The organism is Nostoc sp. (assembly GCF_036917975.1).
Lineage (GTDB): Bacteria > Cyanobacteriota > Cyanobacteriia > Cyanobacteriales > Nostocaceae > Nostoc.
This window is the reverse complement of record NZ_JBALEJ010000012.1, coordinates 100741-119449: the sequence shown is the minus strand read 5'-3', so window position 1 is coordinate 119449 and position 18709 is coordinate 100741. Positions and strand designations below refer to the sequence as shown.

The window sequence follows — 18709 nt, the reverse complement described above, 5'->3', positions numbered from 1 at the left end:
TTAGGGATCAGCCAATTGTAGCTTAAGTTCTCCGTAGTTGGCACTACACATAAACCCCCTAGCCCTGATTTTGCAATTGGGTTGGGGGTTTAAATTTGATAAGTATTTTTTTTAAACGTATTAATAACAACTAATTCCTGGAAAATTATAACTACAACAGCGAGTCCATCAAATTCATCACTTTTATCACACCATCTGACAAAGTGCTTATTGCTGTGTGGTTAACTTGATGTTCTAGTAATCCTTTCAGAGAAATTAGCTTCAGACTATTTTCGGCAAGAGCCTCAGCGATCGCATCTGCGGCGGGTAGATATCCAATCGCTCCCAAATCTGCTAAAACTGCTCGACGCAATTGCAATTTCTCTCCAGCTAAAGCTTGTACCAACCGTTCTCCATAAACTGGCTCTTGGGTTAATTGATACATGGCTCGTGCAGCAGCATATTGCACCAATTCGATTGGATGCTCTAAAAATGGTTTTACCAAATGGGTGAATTCAGTTGCCCTCAAGGTTCCCAAGGCTTCTAATATGGCTTCGTAGGGTTGAGATAAATCAGGCTGCTTTGATATCAGCTGCTCACCGTGCAAACCTACTTGTAATAAATTAATCAAGACGGGAATACAAACCGGATCGCCCAGCATTTCTAAGGATTGTGCCGCCGCTTCCCGCACATAAAAATCTGAGCAGTCTAAACACGCAATTAAAGGTGAGACTGCCTGGCGATCGCCTAGTTTCCCTAAGGCTCTGGCTGCGTTCCGTCGTAGAGGATATCCGCCTTCTGGTGTCCGATCGGCTTCATCTTCTAAAGCTTTAATTAATCCTGTAACCGCAGCTGTTTCAGATATCCGAAATCTACCCAACCACCAGGCAGCATAAAACCGCAGACCTAAATCTGCACTTTCTAGATTAGCGATCGCTTGCTCTACTGTTAAAGATTCACCATCGCCAGAGTTCCCTGTCGATGATAAATCTTCAAATTTCTGCGGACTAGAATTCATTATGAAGAAGGAGGATCGCTTTGTTCGCTATCTGTTTTAGTTTCCGCGTTCAATGCCTGAATGCTGACTATCTTGCCACCCAAGCGAGTAATTCGCTGCATTTCTTGATTCATCCGGTTCTCTGGCACTGTGAAAAACACAGTGGCACTAGAACGAATGGGATAGTTGGTTTTTTCAGTTTCTTCGCTTTGGCGCAGACCAACAACTTCGTACCGAAAGTAGCGACTACTCGTTCTACTACTAATTTGTCCAACCATAAAATTAATTCCCAATTCTAAATTGCCGTTATTGTCATTAGTCTTTTGTCTTTAATAATGACTAATGACTAATGACTCTTGACTAATGAGACTAAAGTGGTTTCACACTAGCTATTTTACCACCTTGTTTTACCACTCTTTGGAAGTAAGTAGATAGTTCTTCATAAGGTATAATCACCGCTTGATTAACACGGCGGGTGCTAGGATACCCAGCACCAAAAACACCTGCTACTTCAATGCGGTAAAGTCTGCCTTCTTTCCCAAAAGTTCCCGCGCCACCAAAAGTACTGTTGGGGGTAACGCCTTTTTCAGAAGCAACGTATGAAAAGCCAGAGGGGCCACCAGACGGAGGAACAACGATGGATGCACTATTGCGACCTAGTTCGCTAGCAAGGCGGGAAGATTTGCCTTTGAGTTGGGAGGTATCGCTACTGGCATAACCACGATAAAGCTGGAATATCCGGCTAAATCCGACAGTTTTCTGTCCTGTTTGGGTTTTAAAGCCGCGATAGTAAGGCACTATATTTTCACCAAAGCTAGATTGATACTCTGGTGAATCAATATAAGAATCAATGTCGGCTTCATATCCCTTGTTTTGGTACAAGTCCAAGTGATAGACGACATCAGACTCATCATAAGGGGCACGACCCAACAAATGTTTGTAGTTGAGTTCGATGACGCGAGTTTGGAAGTTGTCGTAGAAAAACTTCGATTTGTACAGTTCTGATTTAGCTAGTTGACGCACAAACTCTTGCACTGTACTTTTCCCATCGCGCAGGATAGATTCAGCACTTATGAGCCGGTCAGATGTCAAGATGTAGTTGTTGCCCAAAACTTGACGATAGACGGCAGCAATTACTCTCTCAATGTCTTCTTTGCTTGCATTTGGACGCAATTCTACAGGAGACTGATCGCTAAAAGGTTCTGTTCCCAGACGGGAAGCTGCTGTTGTAATAGCCATTGGTAATTTTCCCTTTGTAATTAATAATTGGGGACTGGGGATTAGGGATCGGGGATTGGGTACTGGGTATTAGGTATTGGTTATCCCCTTTATCCTCTTAGTCCCAATTCCTAGTCTCCAGTCCCCAGTCCCCAGTCCCCAGTCTCTATTTATACGGCTGTAATGCTAAGAACTCGGCTGCCCTTGCGATTCAACTGCTGCAATTTACTAGAAAGTTGCTCGTAGGGTACGATCAACTCCGCAGTACCGCGCCTGACTACAGTTGAGTTAGGGGAAGCTGCTTGTAGCACTCTGATGCGGTATGTTTCACCGCGACCACCTGTAGAGAGACCAGTTAAGGCTCCAGCAGAAACGGGGTAAATAGGTGAAGCTAGATTCTTCGCCACTTCCCAGGTTAACCGTCCTTGTTTTTGTCCTTGAGCGCGATCGCTATTGGCATAACCCCGATACAGTTGGAACAGTCGGCTATAGCCAACGTTTTTCTGTCCTACTTGACTCTTAAAGCCTCGATAGTAGGGCACAATACTTTCGCCAAAACTCTCTTGATATTCTAATGAGTCAATGTAGGAATTAATCTCAGCTTCGTAACCTTGTGAGTTATAAAGCTCAACATGATACGAAATCTCTGACTCATCTTGTGGGGCACGCCCCAATAAATGCTTATAATTCAACTCGATAAACCGAGTTTGGGAATTGGAGTGGAAAAACTTATCCCGATACAGTTCCGATTGAGCAATGGCTTGCACAAATCCCCGAACCGAGATTCCACCTTGCTGCAACAGTGATTCGGCGCTGACAAGACGCTCTACCTCAAGTAGATAGTCATTACCCAAAACCTGACGGTAAGCCGCCCGGATAACCACTGCTACATCCGCTTCTGTTCTATCAGGACGTAGTTCTATTGGCGCCGAATTCTCAAAAGCTCCAATCCCCAATCTTGCTGCTTGTCCCAAAGCTGCCATCTTTAAAACCTCCTCAGTTTTAACTGCAAAACTAAAAACTTTTTAGAAAAATTTTTTCTAGTCTTTTAACAGTCCTTTGAAATTGACACGTAACCGTTCAGGGCAAAAGTTAAAAGGCACTCATAAAGAAAAAGAAAAAAGGTTTAAAGCCCTTAAATTTATTTATGGGAATTATCTTTTTACTTTTTACTTTTTACTTTTTACTTTTTAATGCACCTTTAGGTACGGTGATTGTTAAGACATCGCTGCCTTAATATCCTGTTTCCACAGGTTCCCAGGCTCACTTTATGGGTTCAGCATTCTCTAATCTGAGAAACCCCTAAACGCTGCACGTAGCTTGCTTCCCTCTCTGGTTATGCAGACTCGCTACCGCTACGCTAGAGAAGATTGTACTGCCTCACCACATTTGCCACGAGGGCATAGTGATATCTCCTTACGTTATTTCGGGCGTATACTTTCCCCAGTTCAGGGGTAGGTTTTTAAATCTTGTACTGATAAAAATATTGTGCCAATTGACGGTAGCTTAAAAGAGGCACTGAGTTGCGAACTTTCGCAAAGTTGTAGCAAGTACCGTGCTACATCGGCAGCTTTTATCCCTGTCTAACTCTTTCTTCAGGGTATTCAGCTAGCTTTTCCTAAAAAACTGCCCAGAGAGGTAAACAACTCATAGAACTTACTTGTCATAAGAGCTGATTTCCTCTCCGGGCTAAAGAAATACTCTTAGCTTAGAGTATTGATTACATAGTCGATGTAGGAATTTGCTTCAACAGCAGGATCGCCGCTTAGACCGTGGTTAGCTTTGATGTACTTGAGAGCTTCAATGTACCAGCTAGGAGACAGGTCAAAAGTCCGGTTGATTTCAGCCAAGCCAGAAATCAAGAAATCGTCCAAGGGGCCTGTGCCACCAACAACTAAAGCGTATGTGATAATCCGCAAGTAGTAGCCGACATCACGAACACACTTGCCTTTACCGCGTGCATCTGACGCGAAGTTAGGGCCTTGTTGTTGGGTGGTGTAAGGGAACTTGTTATATACTGCTTGAGCAGCACCTTCGGTCAAGCGTTGAGCGTTAGCGCTTAAAGCTTTTGCTGCTTGTAAGCTAGCTGGTGCTTGGCGGAAGCGACCAAAAGCAACTTGAATTTCGGTGCTGCTGAGATAACGGCCTTGAGAATCAGCCGATGCGATCGCTTCAGTTAGAGGTGTTTTTGTCATTTTGGTATTTCCCTTTTACAAACGTTATGGTTGAAATTTTGTTTTGTCCTATGGACAATTATTTAGTCAACATCAGCAATGCAAGCTTTGCTTAAGCTACAGCAGCAGCAGCACGATCAAAATAGCCAGCTATTTCAGATGCCAAAGCACTGCAATCGCCTCTGGTGATATTGTTTGTATCGTTGACAATTGCCAAAGAAGCTTGTTTGAGCTTCTGAATACCAACTGCAACTGAAGCTCCGGGAGTTCCCAATGCTAAATAGGTTTCCCGTAAGCCGTTGAGGGCACGGTCATCTAGCACGCTAGAATCGCCAGCAAAGATCGCATAAGTGATGTAGCGGAGAATGATGTCCAAGTCTCTGATACAAGCAGCTGCACGACGGCTGGTATAAGCATTACCACCAGGAGTGATCAATTGGGGTTGTTCTGCCCACAAATCACGAGCCGCAGCAGCAACAAGAGCTGACGCATTGCTGGTAATACGGTTAACCGCATCTGCACGCTTGTTACCATCTTTGACTAGTTCGCTCAAAGCATCCAATTGTGCATCGGAGAGATATTCGCCGCGTGTATCAGCTTGGGATACTACTTTTGCAAATGCATCTAAAACCATTGCGTTAAATCTCCTAATTTGCTTGGTTAAGAATAATTTGGACTCAAAACTGAATGGTTCAGTTTATTTTTGATGTCAGCACTACCTGACCAGTTACGAAAGGGTTAAAACAGACATCCAACGAAATAAGTTTACGATCTCCAGGCTTTCAGATTAAAACTTTTGTTAGAAAACTTCAAACTTCTATGAAGGACTGAAAAACCTGATTAAGATGTTGTTTTTTACTCTCAAGTTCTCTTTATACAATGCTGCCGCATCATTATTTATTACAAATTATTGTTATGTTTGTGAATTTGATTTACATAACTTCACATTTTCGTGTCTGTTAGACTGTAAAGAAATTTATTCTGAGAAATTCCTTAAAGAATGCTTAGGCGTAGTCCGCCGCAGGTATCGCGCCTAGAGTTACGTATTATTTATTACTTAAGTGGCTTTTACCAAAGGCACGCGCCATATTTGTTGCGACTGCTAGGAATACGGAGCAATTAAGTTTTGAGCAATACAAATTGAAATTTAGGCTGAACAGTATTTCAGTATGTATTGTATTCGTCGCATTTGCTCTAGCCCAGTATTTCTGTGAGTTTTTCTAGATTTGGAATACAACGCTGTCTAAGTAGTTCTCAATTGTTAAATTACAAGATTTACATACAAAGAAAAAAGACTTGATTTTGGATGAATTTCCATGATAGTCTGCGTTCTATATACAAAATACGGTTTATTGATATATTTACCGTAGTTTAACCTGCATAGTGTCTTTGTCACTTTGCAAAATCATAGTTAATGGAAACGAAAATCACCTCTTATGGTCAAAGACTGGTTTGAATGGCACGACCTCTACAAGAACGAACCAAAATTGCAACAACGCCTGCAAATTGTGCAAGAATACATTGCCCATAGCTTGAATTTGTCCCAACCAGGGTTAATCCGTGTAGTTAGCGTTTGCGCGGGCGATGGACGAGATTTGCTAGGAACGCTATCAAATCACCCACGGGCAAAAGATGTTCATGCCCGACTTGTAGAGCTAAATCCCCAGCTAGTTGAACGTGGACAAGAAGCAATAGAATCGTTGGGTTTGACAAAACAAATTGAGTTTATCAATGGTGATGCAACTATTTCCTCAAACTATGTAGGAGCAGTACCAGCAGATATCGTGATTGTATGTGGTGTATTTGGCAATCTCGCAGATGAAACGGAACTCAATCGCTTACTAGCAAACCTGAGTTTTCTCAGCAAAAAAGGTGCTTTTGTAATTTGGACTCGTGGACACTCTCAAGGTATTGCTCACTCTGAAACTGTTCGGAAATTTTTCCGTGAACATGGATTTGAAGAAGTAGACTTCAAACTCACTGCAACAGGAGACATGGGAGTAGGTATTCATCGTTACTTGGGTGAAAGTTTGGCTGTACCCAAAGAGCAGCAGTTTTTCGCTTTTACTGGTACTCCAAGTAAAGCCAGATGAAGAGTGCTGAGTGCCGAGTTGAAAGACCGCCCACAATATGCGGGGCTTTTACCATAGTGCGGAAGTACTGAGTAATCTTCTTGGGGACTTCCAAATAAAAAAATATTCAATTAACTCTTGTGGGGTGGGCGTCTCGCCCGCCCTATAGACTGGGCGGGCAAGATGCCCACCCCACGATATTGGATAATTTATTTCTTCGAGTTCCCTTGTTACTCAGCACTCTCTTTGCCGAGGTACTCAGCACTGAGTGTGGTAAATAATATCTCTAAAATTTTTTTGACACAAAACCTATGAGCGCTACAGTTAAGCCTCAGTATACAAACATCTTTCGCCGTTTCACGCGGCTTTTAGCACCTGGGTTGTTAACCTTGGCAACTTCGTTAACATTAGTTAGTTGCACAACTGAAGGGCAAAAAGCTCAAACCCCATCTGCTGCGACAGATGTATCTGATACCAATTCCAATTCATCTGGAATCAAAGCTAAGGTACTCCGTATGGGGTATCAATCAGCAGGTGATTTGGTCAGATCGCAAAAAGTATTAGAAAAGCGTCTAGAACCTCTAGGGGTAAAGGTGGAGTGGGCACAATTTGTCCAAGGGCCACAACTAATGGAAGCGATGAATGTCGGCAAAATCGATTTAGGTTCCGTTGGGGAAACTCCGCCTATTTTCGCTCAAGCTGCTGGCGCTCAAATCGTTTATGTGGTTGGTTCTCGACGCACTGCAACTACGGGTAGATCAAGTGTGATTGCTGTCCCGCCAAATTCTCCCATTAAGAGCGTCAAGGATCTCAAAGGACAAAAAATCGTCTTTCAAAAAGCTTCTGCATCTCACTATTTTGTCTTTAGAGCTTTGGAAGATGCGGGTTTAAAACCCAGCGATATTAAAATCTTGAGTATACCTACAGTAGAAGCTAGTAGTGCTTTTCTAGAAGGGAAAATTCCAGTTTGGGTAGCGGGCGATCCTTATCTAGCTTTGGCTGAAAAATCAAATAAGATCCGAGTAATTAAGACTGCCGAAGGACTTGATACTCCTGGTGGATACTATATTGGTGCAAGGAAGTTTGCAGTTGAAAATCCGGGAATTCTGCGGATAGTGATTGAGGAGATTGATAAACTCCAGCGCTGGGCTGAGGCAAATCCCAAAGAAGTGGCAAAAATCATTGGGCCAATCCAAAAACTACCTCCTGACATCATGGAAAAGATAGTGAGCCGCCGCAGTTATGGCTTGAGAGCCATTTCCCCAGAGTTAATTAAAGAACAACAGCGAGTTGCAGATTACTTTTATAAATATGGTGTGATTCCTAAACAGGTCAACATTCAGGAAGCTGTGTTGACACCTGAACAATATGCCGCAATTACTCCAGAATCTATTAGCCAAAAATAGGTTGAAAAGACTTATGATGCAATACGCGTTTCATTTAAGGAAACTCCAAGAAATAAATTATCCAATATTGTGGGGTGGGCAACATGAGCGCCCAGTCCATAGGGCGGGCAAGATGCCCACCTCATAAGAGTTAATTGGATATTTTTTTATTTGTCAGTCCTTAAGGGTTATTGGTGTAGATAATTGGTCTAGAGAAGACGCGATTTATCGCGTCTCTACATCAGGGTTTTGGGATTAATGGGTTGAGAAACAAGACGAAATTCCTTTGTGAAATTACTCGAATTTATTTTGGAGAAAAGCGATAACGCGCTTGAATGCTTGGGGGTCTTGGTAAAGAAAGCGATGACCGCCTTTAAAGAACTCTAAATACGAACCTGGTATCTGTTTGTGTATCGCCTCAAGATTGGCAGGAGGAGATATGCCATCGTGATGACCGCCGCAGATATAGACAGGAAGATGCAGTTGAGAAAGCCGATTATGTGTATCGTGAGCCGCACGAGCCTCAAGCTGGCGACGACGGCCAATTTCACGACTTGGTTCGTCTACACCCTCTTGAGCAGCTGCTAGTGTCAGCTTCACTAAATCCTGAAATTGTGCAGTTCGGCTAGAAAGCCAAGCTTCCTCTTGCCAACGGGTATCAGCAATTGTGATTTGCTGATGAGCGACTTCCTCAATTGGGAGGTTCACGAGTTCATGTAATGGATATGATGACCCACCAGCGCCGCCACTACTAGTACAGGCTAAAACAAGACGTTCAACACGGTGCGGATAGCGCAGTGCCAACTCTTGGGCTACCATACCCCCGAAGGAAATTCCGATGACATGAGCGCTCTCCCAGCCGACTGCATTTAACAAAGAGTCTGCATCGGCGGCGTAATCTGCTATGGTGTAGGGAATATCAGGTTTTGAAGTTTGACCGAGACCGCGCTGATCGTAGGCCAAGATTTCAAAGTGTGGGGCTAGCGGTGAGTCAAAAATAGTAGGCGATCGCCGCAAGTCTCCTCCAGTGCCGCTAATACTGAGTAGGCGTTGACCAGTGCCGCGAATCTCATAATACATTTGCAAATCACGAACCGATACAAATGGCATGAGTATTTTTCCTGATTAATTTTGCAGAAGTTGGGTGAGGGAGCGATCGCAATATCTCTCAGGACTTACGCAAAATCATGAAAAAACGAACCGCAAAGGACGCAAAGGACACGAAGGAATAGGAGTTTCAGAGAGTTTTTGCGTAAGTCCTATCTCTAAATAAGCATCCTCTTTTTACTCTCCAGTGGAATCAGAATCCTTAAAGGGTGCGTAGGCGTAGCCCGCCGCAGGCATCGCACCCTTTATATAGTATTTACTATTTACTAGTTTCTACCAAACACACTCCCAAGGGCACGCGCCATATTTTGCGGTTGCATTGCATCCATTGCGGCGGTGGGTTCGTAGCCGCAGTGAACCATACAATCGGCACACTTGGGATTACCACTCTTCTGGCCGTATTGACTCCAGTCAGTTTGGGCGAGTAATTCCTTAAAGGTAGAGTAATAACCTTCGTTCAGCAGATAGCAAGGTTTTTGCCAACCGAGAACACTATAACTAGGGCTACCCCAAGGTGTGCATTCGTAGTCCTTCTCACCCGTGAGAAAATCTAGGAATAAGGGATTGTGATTGAAGTTCCAGTTTTTTTCACCACTTCTGTATGGAGCCAGAATTTGCCGGAAGAGGGTGCGGGTTTGTTCGCGGTGGAGAAAATGATCTTGATCTGGTGCCCACTCGTAACTGTAGCCAGGAGAAATCATCATCCCGTCAGTATTTAGGGTTTCCAGAAAGTCGAAGAACTCTTGCATATCTTTAGGTTCAGTACCTTCAAAGATCGTGGTGTTAGTGGTGACACGAAAGCCTTTAGCTTTAGCAGCACGAATGGCTTTGACGGCAATATCAAAAACACCTTTGCGATCGACACACTGATCGTGTAACTCCCGCATTCCATCTAAATGCACACTAAAAGTCAGGTAAGGGGAAGGTTGAAACTTATCTAGGTTCTTTTCTAATAACAAACCATTGGTACACAAGTAAATATATTTCTTGCGCTCAATTAATCCTTGGACAATCTCATCAATCTGGGGATGCAGCAGAGGTTCTCCCCCAGGAATTGAGACAACTGGTGCGCCGCATTCTTCCACTGCGGTAAAACATTGTTCTGGGGTGAGGTTTTGCTTTAAAATTTCCTTTGGATGTTGGATTTTACCACAACCTGTACAAGCGAGATTACACCGAAAAAGAGGTTCCAACATCAATACTAAGGGGAAGCGTTTACGTCCTTTCAAACGCTGCGTAACCAGATACTTCCCAATATCCATAGCTTGTTGTATATTAACTGCCATTGTTGCGATCGCTCCTCTTTTAGAGATAAATACACCACAGTCATTGTCGGTCTGGGTACTTGTGCTACCCTAACGCGTATTGCATCCACACGTGAATCGCTATATTTTTCATTTGACGTAACCTTGTGCAACAAACCAATCCACAGCATCTTTGAGTGCGACTTTTAGCGAAGATTGAGGTAGACCCAACTCTCGTACAGCCTTTGAGGTATTGTAATACATAGGTTGTTTCGCCATCCGAACACCATCCAATGGCACTGAGGGCGATTTTCCCAATGGTGCGAGAATCTTTTCATCAACCCAGGCAACACTCAGGGGCAGCCAGGCGGGTACGGTTCGTTGAGGTGCTATTAGTCCTGTAATCTCGGCGAGTTGTTCGAGCAGTTGCTTGAGACTGAGGTTTTGATTACCTAAGATATAGCGATCGCCTGATTTACCTCGCTGCAAGGCCAGTAAATGCCCCCATGCCACATCCCGCACGTCGATAAAATTTAGACCAGTATCCAAGTAAAAAGGCATTTGCCGTCGTAAAAACCGAAGTATTATATCACCTGTGGGGGTAGGTTTGATATCTAACGAACCAATAGGGCTGCTGGGATTGACAATAACTACTTCTTGACCTCTAGCAACGGCTTGGATGGCTTCTTGTTCAGCCAAAAACTTAGACTTTTTGTAGTCACCCACTAACTTTTCTAAGGGACTCTGATGGGTTTCATCGACAACTTCACCAGATGACCCTACCCCAATAGCCGCCACTGAACTGGTGTAAACGGTGCGCTCAATCCCCGCTTTGCGAGCTGCTGCTAACACATTGCGCGTACCCAGGACATTGTTATGGTGGAGTAACTCTCGGTCTTTTTGCCAGAGGGAATAATGAGCTGCGACATGAAATAGATATTGACAATCTGCCATCTGTTGCCAAAGATTTGGATCGTTCAAATCGCCTTTGACAATTTCCACATCCAAACCGCGTAGATTGTCCAAATTGCTGCTTGAGCGTACCAGCGCTTTGACTGTGTAACCCTGTTGCAGAAGCAACCGTACCAAATGGGCACCAATAAAACCCGTACCTCCCGTGACAAAAACCCTTTGGGATTTTGGATTTTGGATTTTGGATTTTGAATTTATCAACTTGGAATTCCTTTATTTTGAATTTTGGATACAGAAATTTCGCACTAATTAGGTGGGACTTAATAATGTAAATCTCTCAATCAGACCATTCATCCCTGTTCAAAAATCTAAAATCTAAAATCTAAAATCTAAAATTTATTGCGGGGAAACCAATCATCCAAAATGGTGTAAACTACTGGCACAACAATCAAACTGAGGATAGTTGAAGTTACTAGTCCACCTGCGATCGCTACAGCCATAGGCGATCGCAATTCTGAACCAGCACCTAAACCTAGAGCGATCGGTAACATCCCTAAAATTGTAGAGGCAGTGGTCATCATAATTGGTCTGAGGCGCACTAGTCCGGTGTTGAGGATCGCCTCGGTGCGCTCTAAGCCGGCTTTGCGTAACTGATTGATGTAATCTACAAGTAAAATGGCATTTTTATTTGCTAGTCCCAATAAAAAGACGAAACCGATCAATGAGATCATGCCAAAGTCGCTCTTGGTAATCAGTAGCGCTAACATTGCCCCCACTAATGCTAAAGGCAAAGAGACACCAATAACCAGAGGGTCTACCCAGGTTTTGAATAACAAAATTAGTACGATGACAATGCATAGTGCAGATAGAGCCAGAGTAGTGCCGAAACTGCTAAAAACCTGATTTTGGTTAGCAGAGTCTCCCCCTAAATCTAAGGAAACATTAGAGGGTAATACCGCTTTTGCTTCAGCTACCACTTTGTCAGTGGCATTACCTAAAGATAGATTTTTGCCTAAATTAGCACTGATGTAGGCCACGCGCTGATTATTCAGACGCTCGATCTGAGAAACAGTGCCCTGTGGATTCGTTTCACCTGTAACTGTGACATCAGCGAATCCCGGTAGCCTCTGAATCCTTTCTTTAATCGTTTTAACTGCTTTGCTCAGAGCTTGGAGATTATCACCTTGTAATGCTATTTGCAGGGGTTTTTGACTGCCAGAATCGACAAATTGAATATCTTCAACACTAGTAGTTACTCCAGAAAGAGCAGGTAAGGAGGAACGCAATTGGTCTTGTAGTTCTCCAGTGGTGATTTTGCGATCGCCCTTTAACTTTACATATAGTATCCCTTTGTTCGGCTCACCCTCACGAGAACCAACAGTAGTAAATACCGTTTCAACTGCCGGTGATTTCCTCACAACTTCTTCTAGTTTCTTTGCAACCTCTAGAGAATCATTTAAAGGGTTGGGGATTTGAGACTGGGGAATAGAATTTCTCCCCTGTTCCCCTGCCCCTCTGCCCCCCTGCCCCTCTGCTCCTCTGCTCCCCTGTCCATCTGCTCCACTAGGGATACTTGGCAAAGGAACTGTATAAGCAATATTAAATTCGCCGCGATCGAGTTTGGGAATAAAGCCTTTGGGAATTAGTGGAATCAGCACTATACCTGCGATTAAGCTGAGGACAGCTAACCCGATAACTATCTTGCGGTGATTTAAAGACCAACTCAGTAAGTTTCTATAAAATTGGGTAAACGCTAACCAGATTTTTCCTTCCCGACGCGGGGAGAGTGAGGATTTAGGTTTTAGCCAGTAGATAGCTAGAACTGGAGATAAAGTCCGAGCAACTAGCATAGAAGCCAGCATTGCTGCTGAAACCGTGATGCCAAAAGGCTTGAAGAACTGACCGATGACACCACCCATCAAACCTATGGGCAGAAAAACTGCGACGGCTGTTAAAGTGGCGGCGGTTACTGTCAACCCAATCTCATTTGTCGCTAAAAGCGCCGCTTGACGAGGAGTTTCCCCATCTTCAACGTGTCGCATGATGTTTTCTACATCGACGATCGCATCATCAACAATACTACCAATCACCAAAGCTAAAGCCAGCAGGGTGATTGTTTCCAGGTTAAAGCCGAAAATCGCCATAACGATAAACGTCGCCAACAAGGATGTAGGAATCGCCAAGGCAGAGATAAGAGTTGCCCGCCAATTCCATAAAAAAGGAAAAATGACCACTATTGATAGCAAGACTGCTTCTAGCAAAGCATCAATTGTTGACTGGGTAGCTTGGCGGATATATTGGGCTTGGGTGGCAGCTAAAGTGAGTTTGATATCTTTCAGGGTAGAGCGTAGCCTTTGAACTTCTTTCTCAACCTGACTCACTACTTCCAAAGTGTTAGCGTTACCGCGTTTGATTACCTGAAATGCCAGTGCATCTTGACCGTTAAACCTAACTAATGTCGCCCCACCTTGAGGGAGAGCAGCTGCACTTGCTGGATTTAGGGGAGGAGTTGCAGTAGCAGCACCTAGTAGTGAGACTTTCAGAACTCCTGGTAATTTAGCGATCGCACTCACAATCTCATCTTGCGCCAACTTCGTCAAATCTTTGAGATTCCGTGTCGAACTCTCTATGGCATAACTAATAGCGGCTGATTCATTTAGATTCAGGGGAATAATTTTAGAAGTTGCTCCTGGAGGCAAAGTCAACTGTTTGAGGGCAGTTTCAACCTTTTTAGTCGATGTTTCTAAATTCGTCCCCACGGCAAAAGAAAGGGCAACGGCTGTTTGACTAGGATAGGTGGATGAGCGAATATTCTCCAGTCCTTCTAGGGAGCGGAGGCGTTCTTCTAGGGGTTTGGTGAGCTTCGCCTCAGTATCCAGGGCAGTTGTCAGGGGGGCTGTAGCATTTACAACTACCACTGGAAAGGTTATATCTGGAAACAAGGCATACTTAAGAGAACTGAAAGCCAGAATCCCGGCTACCGTTACGGCAATCCAAAAACTCACCGTCAGCCACGAAAATTGAATCGCCAATTTGGAAATATTGAAGAGTTCTCGTGCGGATTTTGAGCGATCAAGCTTTACCATCTTGGAAAATTATCGTGTGGGTGACACAATTATTAAGCAATTCAAAATTCAAAATGAAAAAACACAATCCTAATTAGTTGTTTGGCAGCAGCAATTACCTTGGGGTTACGAGTTTTGGTGACTAGTAAATGGCAACATTATTTATTGTTACTCAGATATGACCCGATCTTGAATGCAAAAGGAAACTTCAAAGATGAAACTTAGTTCTATTGAGAGCGCTAGTGTCTAATTTTTTACCCATCAACACAATTCTGGTGCCTCAGGGAGCAGAATATAAAGCTGTGTGTCGCGGATTAAGCGGCGTTACTGGCTCGATACCAACGGTAGTAGCTATACCTGTTGGAATAAAACCTTTACTCAAATATTTGCAACAAGGACAATTTCTAGCTCCAAAATCCAGAGTGCTGATTATGGGTTTATGTGGCAGCTTAAGCGATCGCTATACAGTTGGTGATATTGTGCTGTATCAAGATTGTATTTATCAGGGGCAACAGCAAGAATGCGATCGCACTTTTACAGCCCAATTGCACTCAGCATTCAGTACAGACGCGATTAATCGCGTCTCTACCAACTCCCCACCAAATTTAGTCAAGGCATTGACAAGCGATCGCGTCATTTGGTCTGCTGCCGAAAAACGCCGTTTGAGTAAGACTTTGGCCGCTGATGTTGTTGATATGGAAGGATTTACCGCCTTAGAATTTTTCAACACAGCCGGGGTATCCGTAGCAATACTGCGAGTAGTCAGCGACGATTGTCAGTATAATATCCCCGATCTCACATCAGCAATTAATTCTAATGGCTCTCTAAATCCTTTTCCTTTGGCAATGGCAATGCTTCGACAACCCCTTGCTGCTATTCGGCTGATTCGAGGTTCATTAACAGCATTAAAGGTGTTAGAGGAAGTTACAAATCTGCTCTTTTCAGGCTCCAACCAAAAATAATCTAGGTAAATAGACTATGCGTAAGGGCACTGATAGCAATCCTAAATCATTCGTGAAAATCTATCTTTATTCTCTCTGCGTTCTCTGTGTCTCTGCGGTTAGTTATAAAAATTATTTTTCACAAATCAACTTAGAACGCTATATATTTTTTGCTCTTATACTATGTGAAGACAAACTAATAACAATAAACATAATTTAAGTATTGATTGTGAAATTTCTTCGGGAATAATTTTTACAGAAAATTTATCTTTATCCATATCAAGAGAAACCTATATTGGGAAACATAATATATAACCTGATCAGGGTTGGGTTCCAGGAGAGCTAATTCTACTGAATTGTGAATCAAAAACACCCAATAGCTCGGAACTAATTTAGCAACTACCGCACAAAATTTATGACGCTCAATCACAACCTCTACTTGTACTCGTTCCTAGCTCGTTTTGCATGGCTCAAAAAAAGTTACACCGCTAAAATAATGTTGGTGGCATTTTTGGGAACTCACGTACCACTTTTGACTTTACTCTTGAGTTTCGTCATCTCAAACTCCTATTCTTTAGAGATGGCGATCCGAGTTATGAGCATTGCTTTGTTGGCTACGTTAGCAGGTACGGCTGCCACCCTCTACGCGCTACACCACCTCCTCAAACCAGTTATTTTGACATCTGCTGCATTGCAAAATTATCTAAGCACCAAAACTTTACCTGAATTACCCACAGAATTTGTTGATGAAGCGGGTACATTGATGGCGAATACCTCACAAACTCTTCACAAATTAGATGACTTAATTCACTACATCACTAATTATGACGAGCTAACTGGATTACCCAATCGTGATTTATTCTGCGATCGCCTCAATCAGATTTTATCCCAACCTGAAAACAACCAGCGCCTTGTAGCCGTCTTTTTACTGGGTATTGATGATTTCACTGATATTAGTCATGGGTTAGAGCCTGAAACAACAAATTTGTTGTTAAGAGCGGTTGCTCAGAGATTATCAGGCTGCATAAGGCAAACAGATGTTCTTGCCCATTTGAGTGGAGATGAATTTGCCATTGCTCGGATAGAGATTGTTTCTTTTGAAAGTGTAATTAAGCTGTCTCAGCTATTGTTAAGTACCCTCAGTAAACCTTTTTCTCTAGAGGGTAACTTGATTCATATCACCGCCAGCATCGGCATCACCATGAATGGCATAAATGATCAAAATAGCGTAGATCAACTTTTGCAACAGGCTCACATAGCACTGTATGAAGCAAAGCAGAAAGGACGTAGCCAATATCAATTCTATTCGCCGGAAATCAATGCTCAGTTGCAGGAGCGACTAACTTTAGAGAATGAATTATATGGGGCGCTTACCCGCAACGAAATGCTGGTTTATTATCAACCTCTGATTGATTTACATAGCGGACAAATTACAGCTATGGAAGCATTGATTCGCTGGCAACATCCTACTTTAGGTATGATTTCTCCAGGAAAGTTTATTCCCATTGCAGAAGCCAATGGTGCGATCGTCGAAATTGGTGAATGGGTTTTGCGAACTGCTTGCGCCCAAAACCGTGCTTGGCAGCTTGCTGGATTTACCCCGATTCGGATATCTGTGAATCTTTCAGCTCGACAATTTGAACAACCCTATCTGGTTGAAATAGTCAGCCAAATTCTTGAGGAGACAGGACTCCAAGCATCCGATCTCGAACTGGAAGTCACGGAAAGCTTCTTGATGGGTGACATAGAGCGATCGGTTAAAACCTTAAAAAAATTACGAGAACTGGGTATATGGTTGGCTCTAGACGACTTTGGCACCGGTTATTCCTCCCTCAACTACTTGAAGCGCTTTCCTGTGAATATGCTGAAGATTGATCAGTCATTTGTGCAGGATGTCACGTCCAATCCTGATAGTGCTGCCGTCACTAATGCGATTATTGCCCTGGCAAAAAGCCTACGATTGAACATCACAGCAGAGGGTGTAGAAACCCAAGAACAGCTTGACTACCTGAAAATGCAGGGATGTCATGAAGGTCAGGGTTACTACTTCAGTTGTCCTGTCCCTGCCGATCTAATTACCCCGATGTTGCAGAAAAGTTCTCAGCAGATGGAGACAATTGCAGCATAATATAGATGCCTAAGCCATTACAACGTGTTCCATTTTGCACCTATCTCGGCGACAACCCGAATACTTGTATAGCGCTATGACTAGATTGAGATTCTTTTTGTGTGGTAGTGGGACTTCCACACAAAAATTGTCTGGGTTGAGCCGTATTAGAATCTATTTTTCTTACCAAAATCAGCAGACTCATAGCACATATTTGTGGTTTTAATATCCATATCCTCAGAAGTAAGATATGAGTAAGCCTTGCAATATTCAAATCAATACTGTAGATTTTAAGTCACATTTTTGTGTTACTTCCTCAAGGCGCTAACTGTGATTTCAAAAGCTCATATAGATATCAAAATATACAAAGACGATTTTCACACTATTATTCATGGCGATGCTCTTGAAAATTTAAAGCATCTTGAATCAGAATCCATTAACCTAATTTTTGCTGATCCACCTTACAATATTGGCAAAAACTTCGATGGTTTAGTTGAAAATTGGTCGGAAGAAGAATTTCTTCGCTGGACATATCAATGGATCGATGAATGCCATCGTATCCTAAAGCCCAATGGTACTTTTTACCTAATGAACAGCACAGAGAATATGCCCTACCTTGATATCAAGTGCCGCAAGAACTTCTATATTAAAAGTAGGATTGTGTGGAATTATGATAGCTCAGGAGTGCAAGCAAAAAATTATTTTGGTTCTATGTATGAGCCGATAATTATGCTAACGAAGCATGAAAAGAACTACACGTTTAATTCTGGCAATATCATGGTAGAGGCAAAAACTGGTGCAAAGCGTCAATTGATTGATTATCGAAAAGAACCTCCTCAGCCTTACAATACTCAGAAAGTACCGGGTAACGTTTGGGACTTTGCACGAGTACGTTTCAAAATGGAAGAATATGAAAATCACCCAACTCAAAAACCAGAAGCACTTTTAGAACGTGTTATTTTGGCATCTTCAAATATTGGAGATATCGTATTAGATCCATTTTCTGGTAGTTTCTCTACATGTGCAGTTGCTAAACGCTTAGGAAGAAAATCCATCGGGATCGAAATAAATAAGGAATACGTAAAAATAGGAATTCGCCGCTTAAATCTGCCGTCCAATTACGCTCCTGAAGAGTTAGCAAAAGAGAAAATAAGAAAAACAAAAAATCTTTCCAAGAAAGCAAGAGCTTTGATTGAGGAACAGTCATGTTGCTTTGCTCAGAATTCAGAATTCAAAATTAATGATACCCATAAATAAATTTAGGGGTCAGTACACAATATTTTTCGGTTAAGGCAAGAGACGCGATGAATCGCCGTCTCTACAAGTGTTTTGTTGCTCATTCTGAACTGTATTGCTGTATCATGAGTCGTTTTCGGTCAAAGCAAATGTCATTATTACCAATAACCACACCTTTACAGACGGACACCACTACAGCCATCAAGATTAAAATCTCTTAACCTTTCGTTACAGTAAAGACATCGAGTCGGAAGAAAGCAAAACTTCTCGAA

15 protein-coding genes and 1 pseudogene are annotated in these 18709 nt (G+C 42.8%); 6 read left to right on the top strand and 10 right to left on the bottom strand.

All coding sequences use genetic code 11. From position 1 onward, the window contains the following. Positions 1-151: 151 nt before the first annotated feature. The 6 genes and pseudogenes from V7K76_RS04015 to V7K76_RS03990 form a co-directional block, all read right to left on the bottom strand. Entirely contained in the window at positions 152-997 is an 846-nt protein-coding gene (locus tag V7K76_RS04015) for a HEAT repeat domain-containing protein (RefSeq protein WP_334774472.1), read from the bottom strand. A 44-nt stretch (positions 998-1041) separates the two neighbouring features. Further along, positions 1042-1254, bottom strand: a pseudogene (locus V7K76_RS04010) (phycobilisome linker polypeptide); the annotation flags it as partial. A 91-nt stretch (positions 1255-1345) separates the two neighbouring features. Next, positions 1346-2215: a phycobilisome linker polypeptide gene (locus V7K76_RS04005; protein WP_335029679.1), complete on the bottom strand. Its 870-nt coding sequence runs from the start codon at positions 2213-2215 to the stop codon at positions 1346-1348. Between the two features lie 149 nt (positions 2216-2364). After that, positions 2365-3177 carry a phycobilisome linker polypeptide gene (locus V7K76_RS04000; protein WP_335029678.1) on the bottom strand — a complete coding sequence of 271 codons (813 nt, stop codon included), beginning with the start codon at positions 3175-3177 and terminating at the stop codon, positions 2365-2367. A gap of 720 nt (positions 3178-3897) precedes the next feature. Next, positions 3898-4389, bottom strand: a complete 492-nt coding sequence (gene cpcA / locus V7K76_RS03995) for a phycocyanin subunit alpha (protein ID WP_012411562.1) — start codon at positions 4387-4389, stop codon at positions 3898-3900. A 91-nt stretch (positions 4390-4480) separates the two neighbouring features. After that, entirely contained in the window at positions 4481-5002 is a 522-nt protein-coding gene (locus tag V7K76_RS03990; protein ID WP_179063954.1) for a phycocyanin subunit beta, read from the bottom strand. An 802-nt stretch (positions 5003-5804) separates the two neighbouring features. On the opposite strand from V7K76_RS03990, the gene V7K76_RS03985 reads away from it, so the two are divergent. Beyond that, positions 5805-6461, top strand: a complete 657-nt coding sequence (locus V7K76_RS03985) for a class I SAM-dependent methyltransferase family protein (RefSeq protein WP_334774470.1) — start codon at positions 5805-5807, stop codon at positions 6459-6461. 290 nt (positions 6462-6751) lie between these two features. Beyond that, on the top strand, positions 6752-7846 hold the full coding sequence (locus tag V7K76_RS03980; protein WP_335029677.1) for an aliphatic sulfonate ABC transporter substrate-binding protein: 1095 nt from the start codon (positions 6752-6754) through the stop codon (positions 7844-7846). Positions 7847-8119: 273 nt separating this feature from the next. Here V7K76_RS03980 and V7K76_RS03975 read toward each other — a convergent pair whose 3' ends face one another. The 4 genes from V7K76_RS03975 to V7K76_RS03960 all read right to left on the bottom strand — a co-directional run bounded on the left by V7K76_RS03975 (position 8120) and on the right by V7K76_RS03960 (position 14174). Then, a complete protein-coding gene (locus V7K76_RS03975) occupies positions 8120-8935 on the bottom strand; it encodes an alpha/beta fold hydrolase (RefSeq protein ID WP_335029676.1) in 816 nt (271 codons plus the stop codon). Between the two features lie 263 nt (positions 8936-9198). Beyond that, positions 9199-10218 carry an adenosyl-hopene transferase HpnH gene (gene hpnH, locus V7K76_RS03970; RefSeq protein ID WP_334774467.1) on the bottom strand — a complete coding sequence of 340 codons (1020 nt, stop codon included), beginning with the start codon at positions 10216-10218 and terminating at the stop codon, positions 9199-9201. Between the two features lie 108 nt (positions 10219-10326). Beyond that, entirely contained in the window at positions 10327-11349 is a 1023-nt protein-coding gene (hpnA, locus tag V7K76_RS03965; RefSeq protein WP_334774466.1) for a hopanoid-associated sugar epimerase, read from the bottom strand. Positions 11350-11477: 128 nt separating this feature from the next. Further along, entirely contained in the window at positions 11478-14174 is a 2697-nt protein-coding gene (locus V7K76_RS03960) for an efflux RND transporter permease subunit (RefSeq protein ID WP_335029675.1), read from the bottom strand. A 221-nt stretch (positions 14175-14395) separates the two neighbouring features. On the opposite strand from V7K76_RS03960, the gene V7K76_RS03955 reads away from it, so the two are divergent. From V7K76_RS03955 to V7K76_RS03940, 4 genes are all read left to right on the top strand, one after another. Next, positions 14396-15115, top strand: coding sequence for a 5'-methylthioadenosine/S-adenosylhomocysteine nucleosidase family protein (locus tag V7K76_RS03955; RefSeq protein ID WP_334774464.1), 720 nt, complete (start codon positions 14396-14398; stop codon positions 15113-15115). A 394-nt stretch (positions 15116-15509) separates the two neighbouring features. Beyond that, positions 15510-17222: a putative bifunctional diguanylate cyclase/phosphodiesterase gene (locus V7K76_RS03950; protein ID WP_334774463.1), complete on the top strand. Its 1713-nt coding sequence runs from the start codon at positions 15510-15512 to the stop codon at positions 17220-17222. 309 nt (positions 17223-17531) lie between these two features. Beyond that, the gene (gene yhdJ, locus V7K76_RS03945) at positions 17532-18458 is read left to right on the top strand and encodes an adenine-specific DNA-methyltransferase (RefSeq protein ID WP_334774462.1); all 927 of its coding nucleotides are present in this window, start codon (positions 17532-17534) and stop codon (positions 18456-18458) included. 47 nt (positions 18459-18505) lie between these two features. Beyond that, positions 18506-18658, top strand: a complete 153-nt coding sequence (locus V7K76_RS03940) for a hypothetical protein (protein WP_334950536.1) — start codon at positions 18506-18508, stop codon at positions 18656-18658. The last annotated feature ends 51 nt before the right edge of the window (positions 18659-18709 follow it).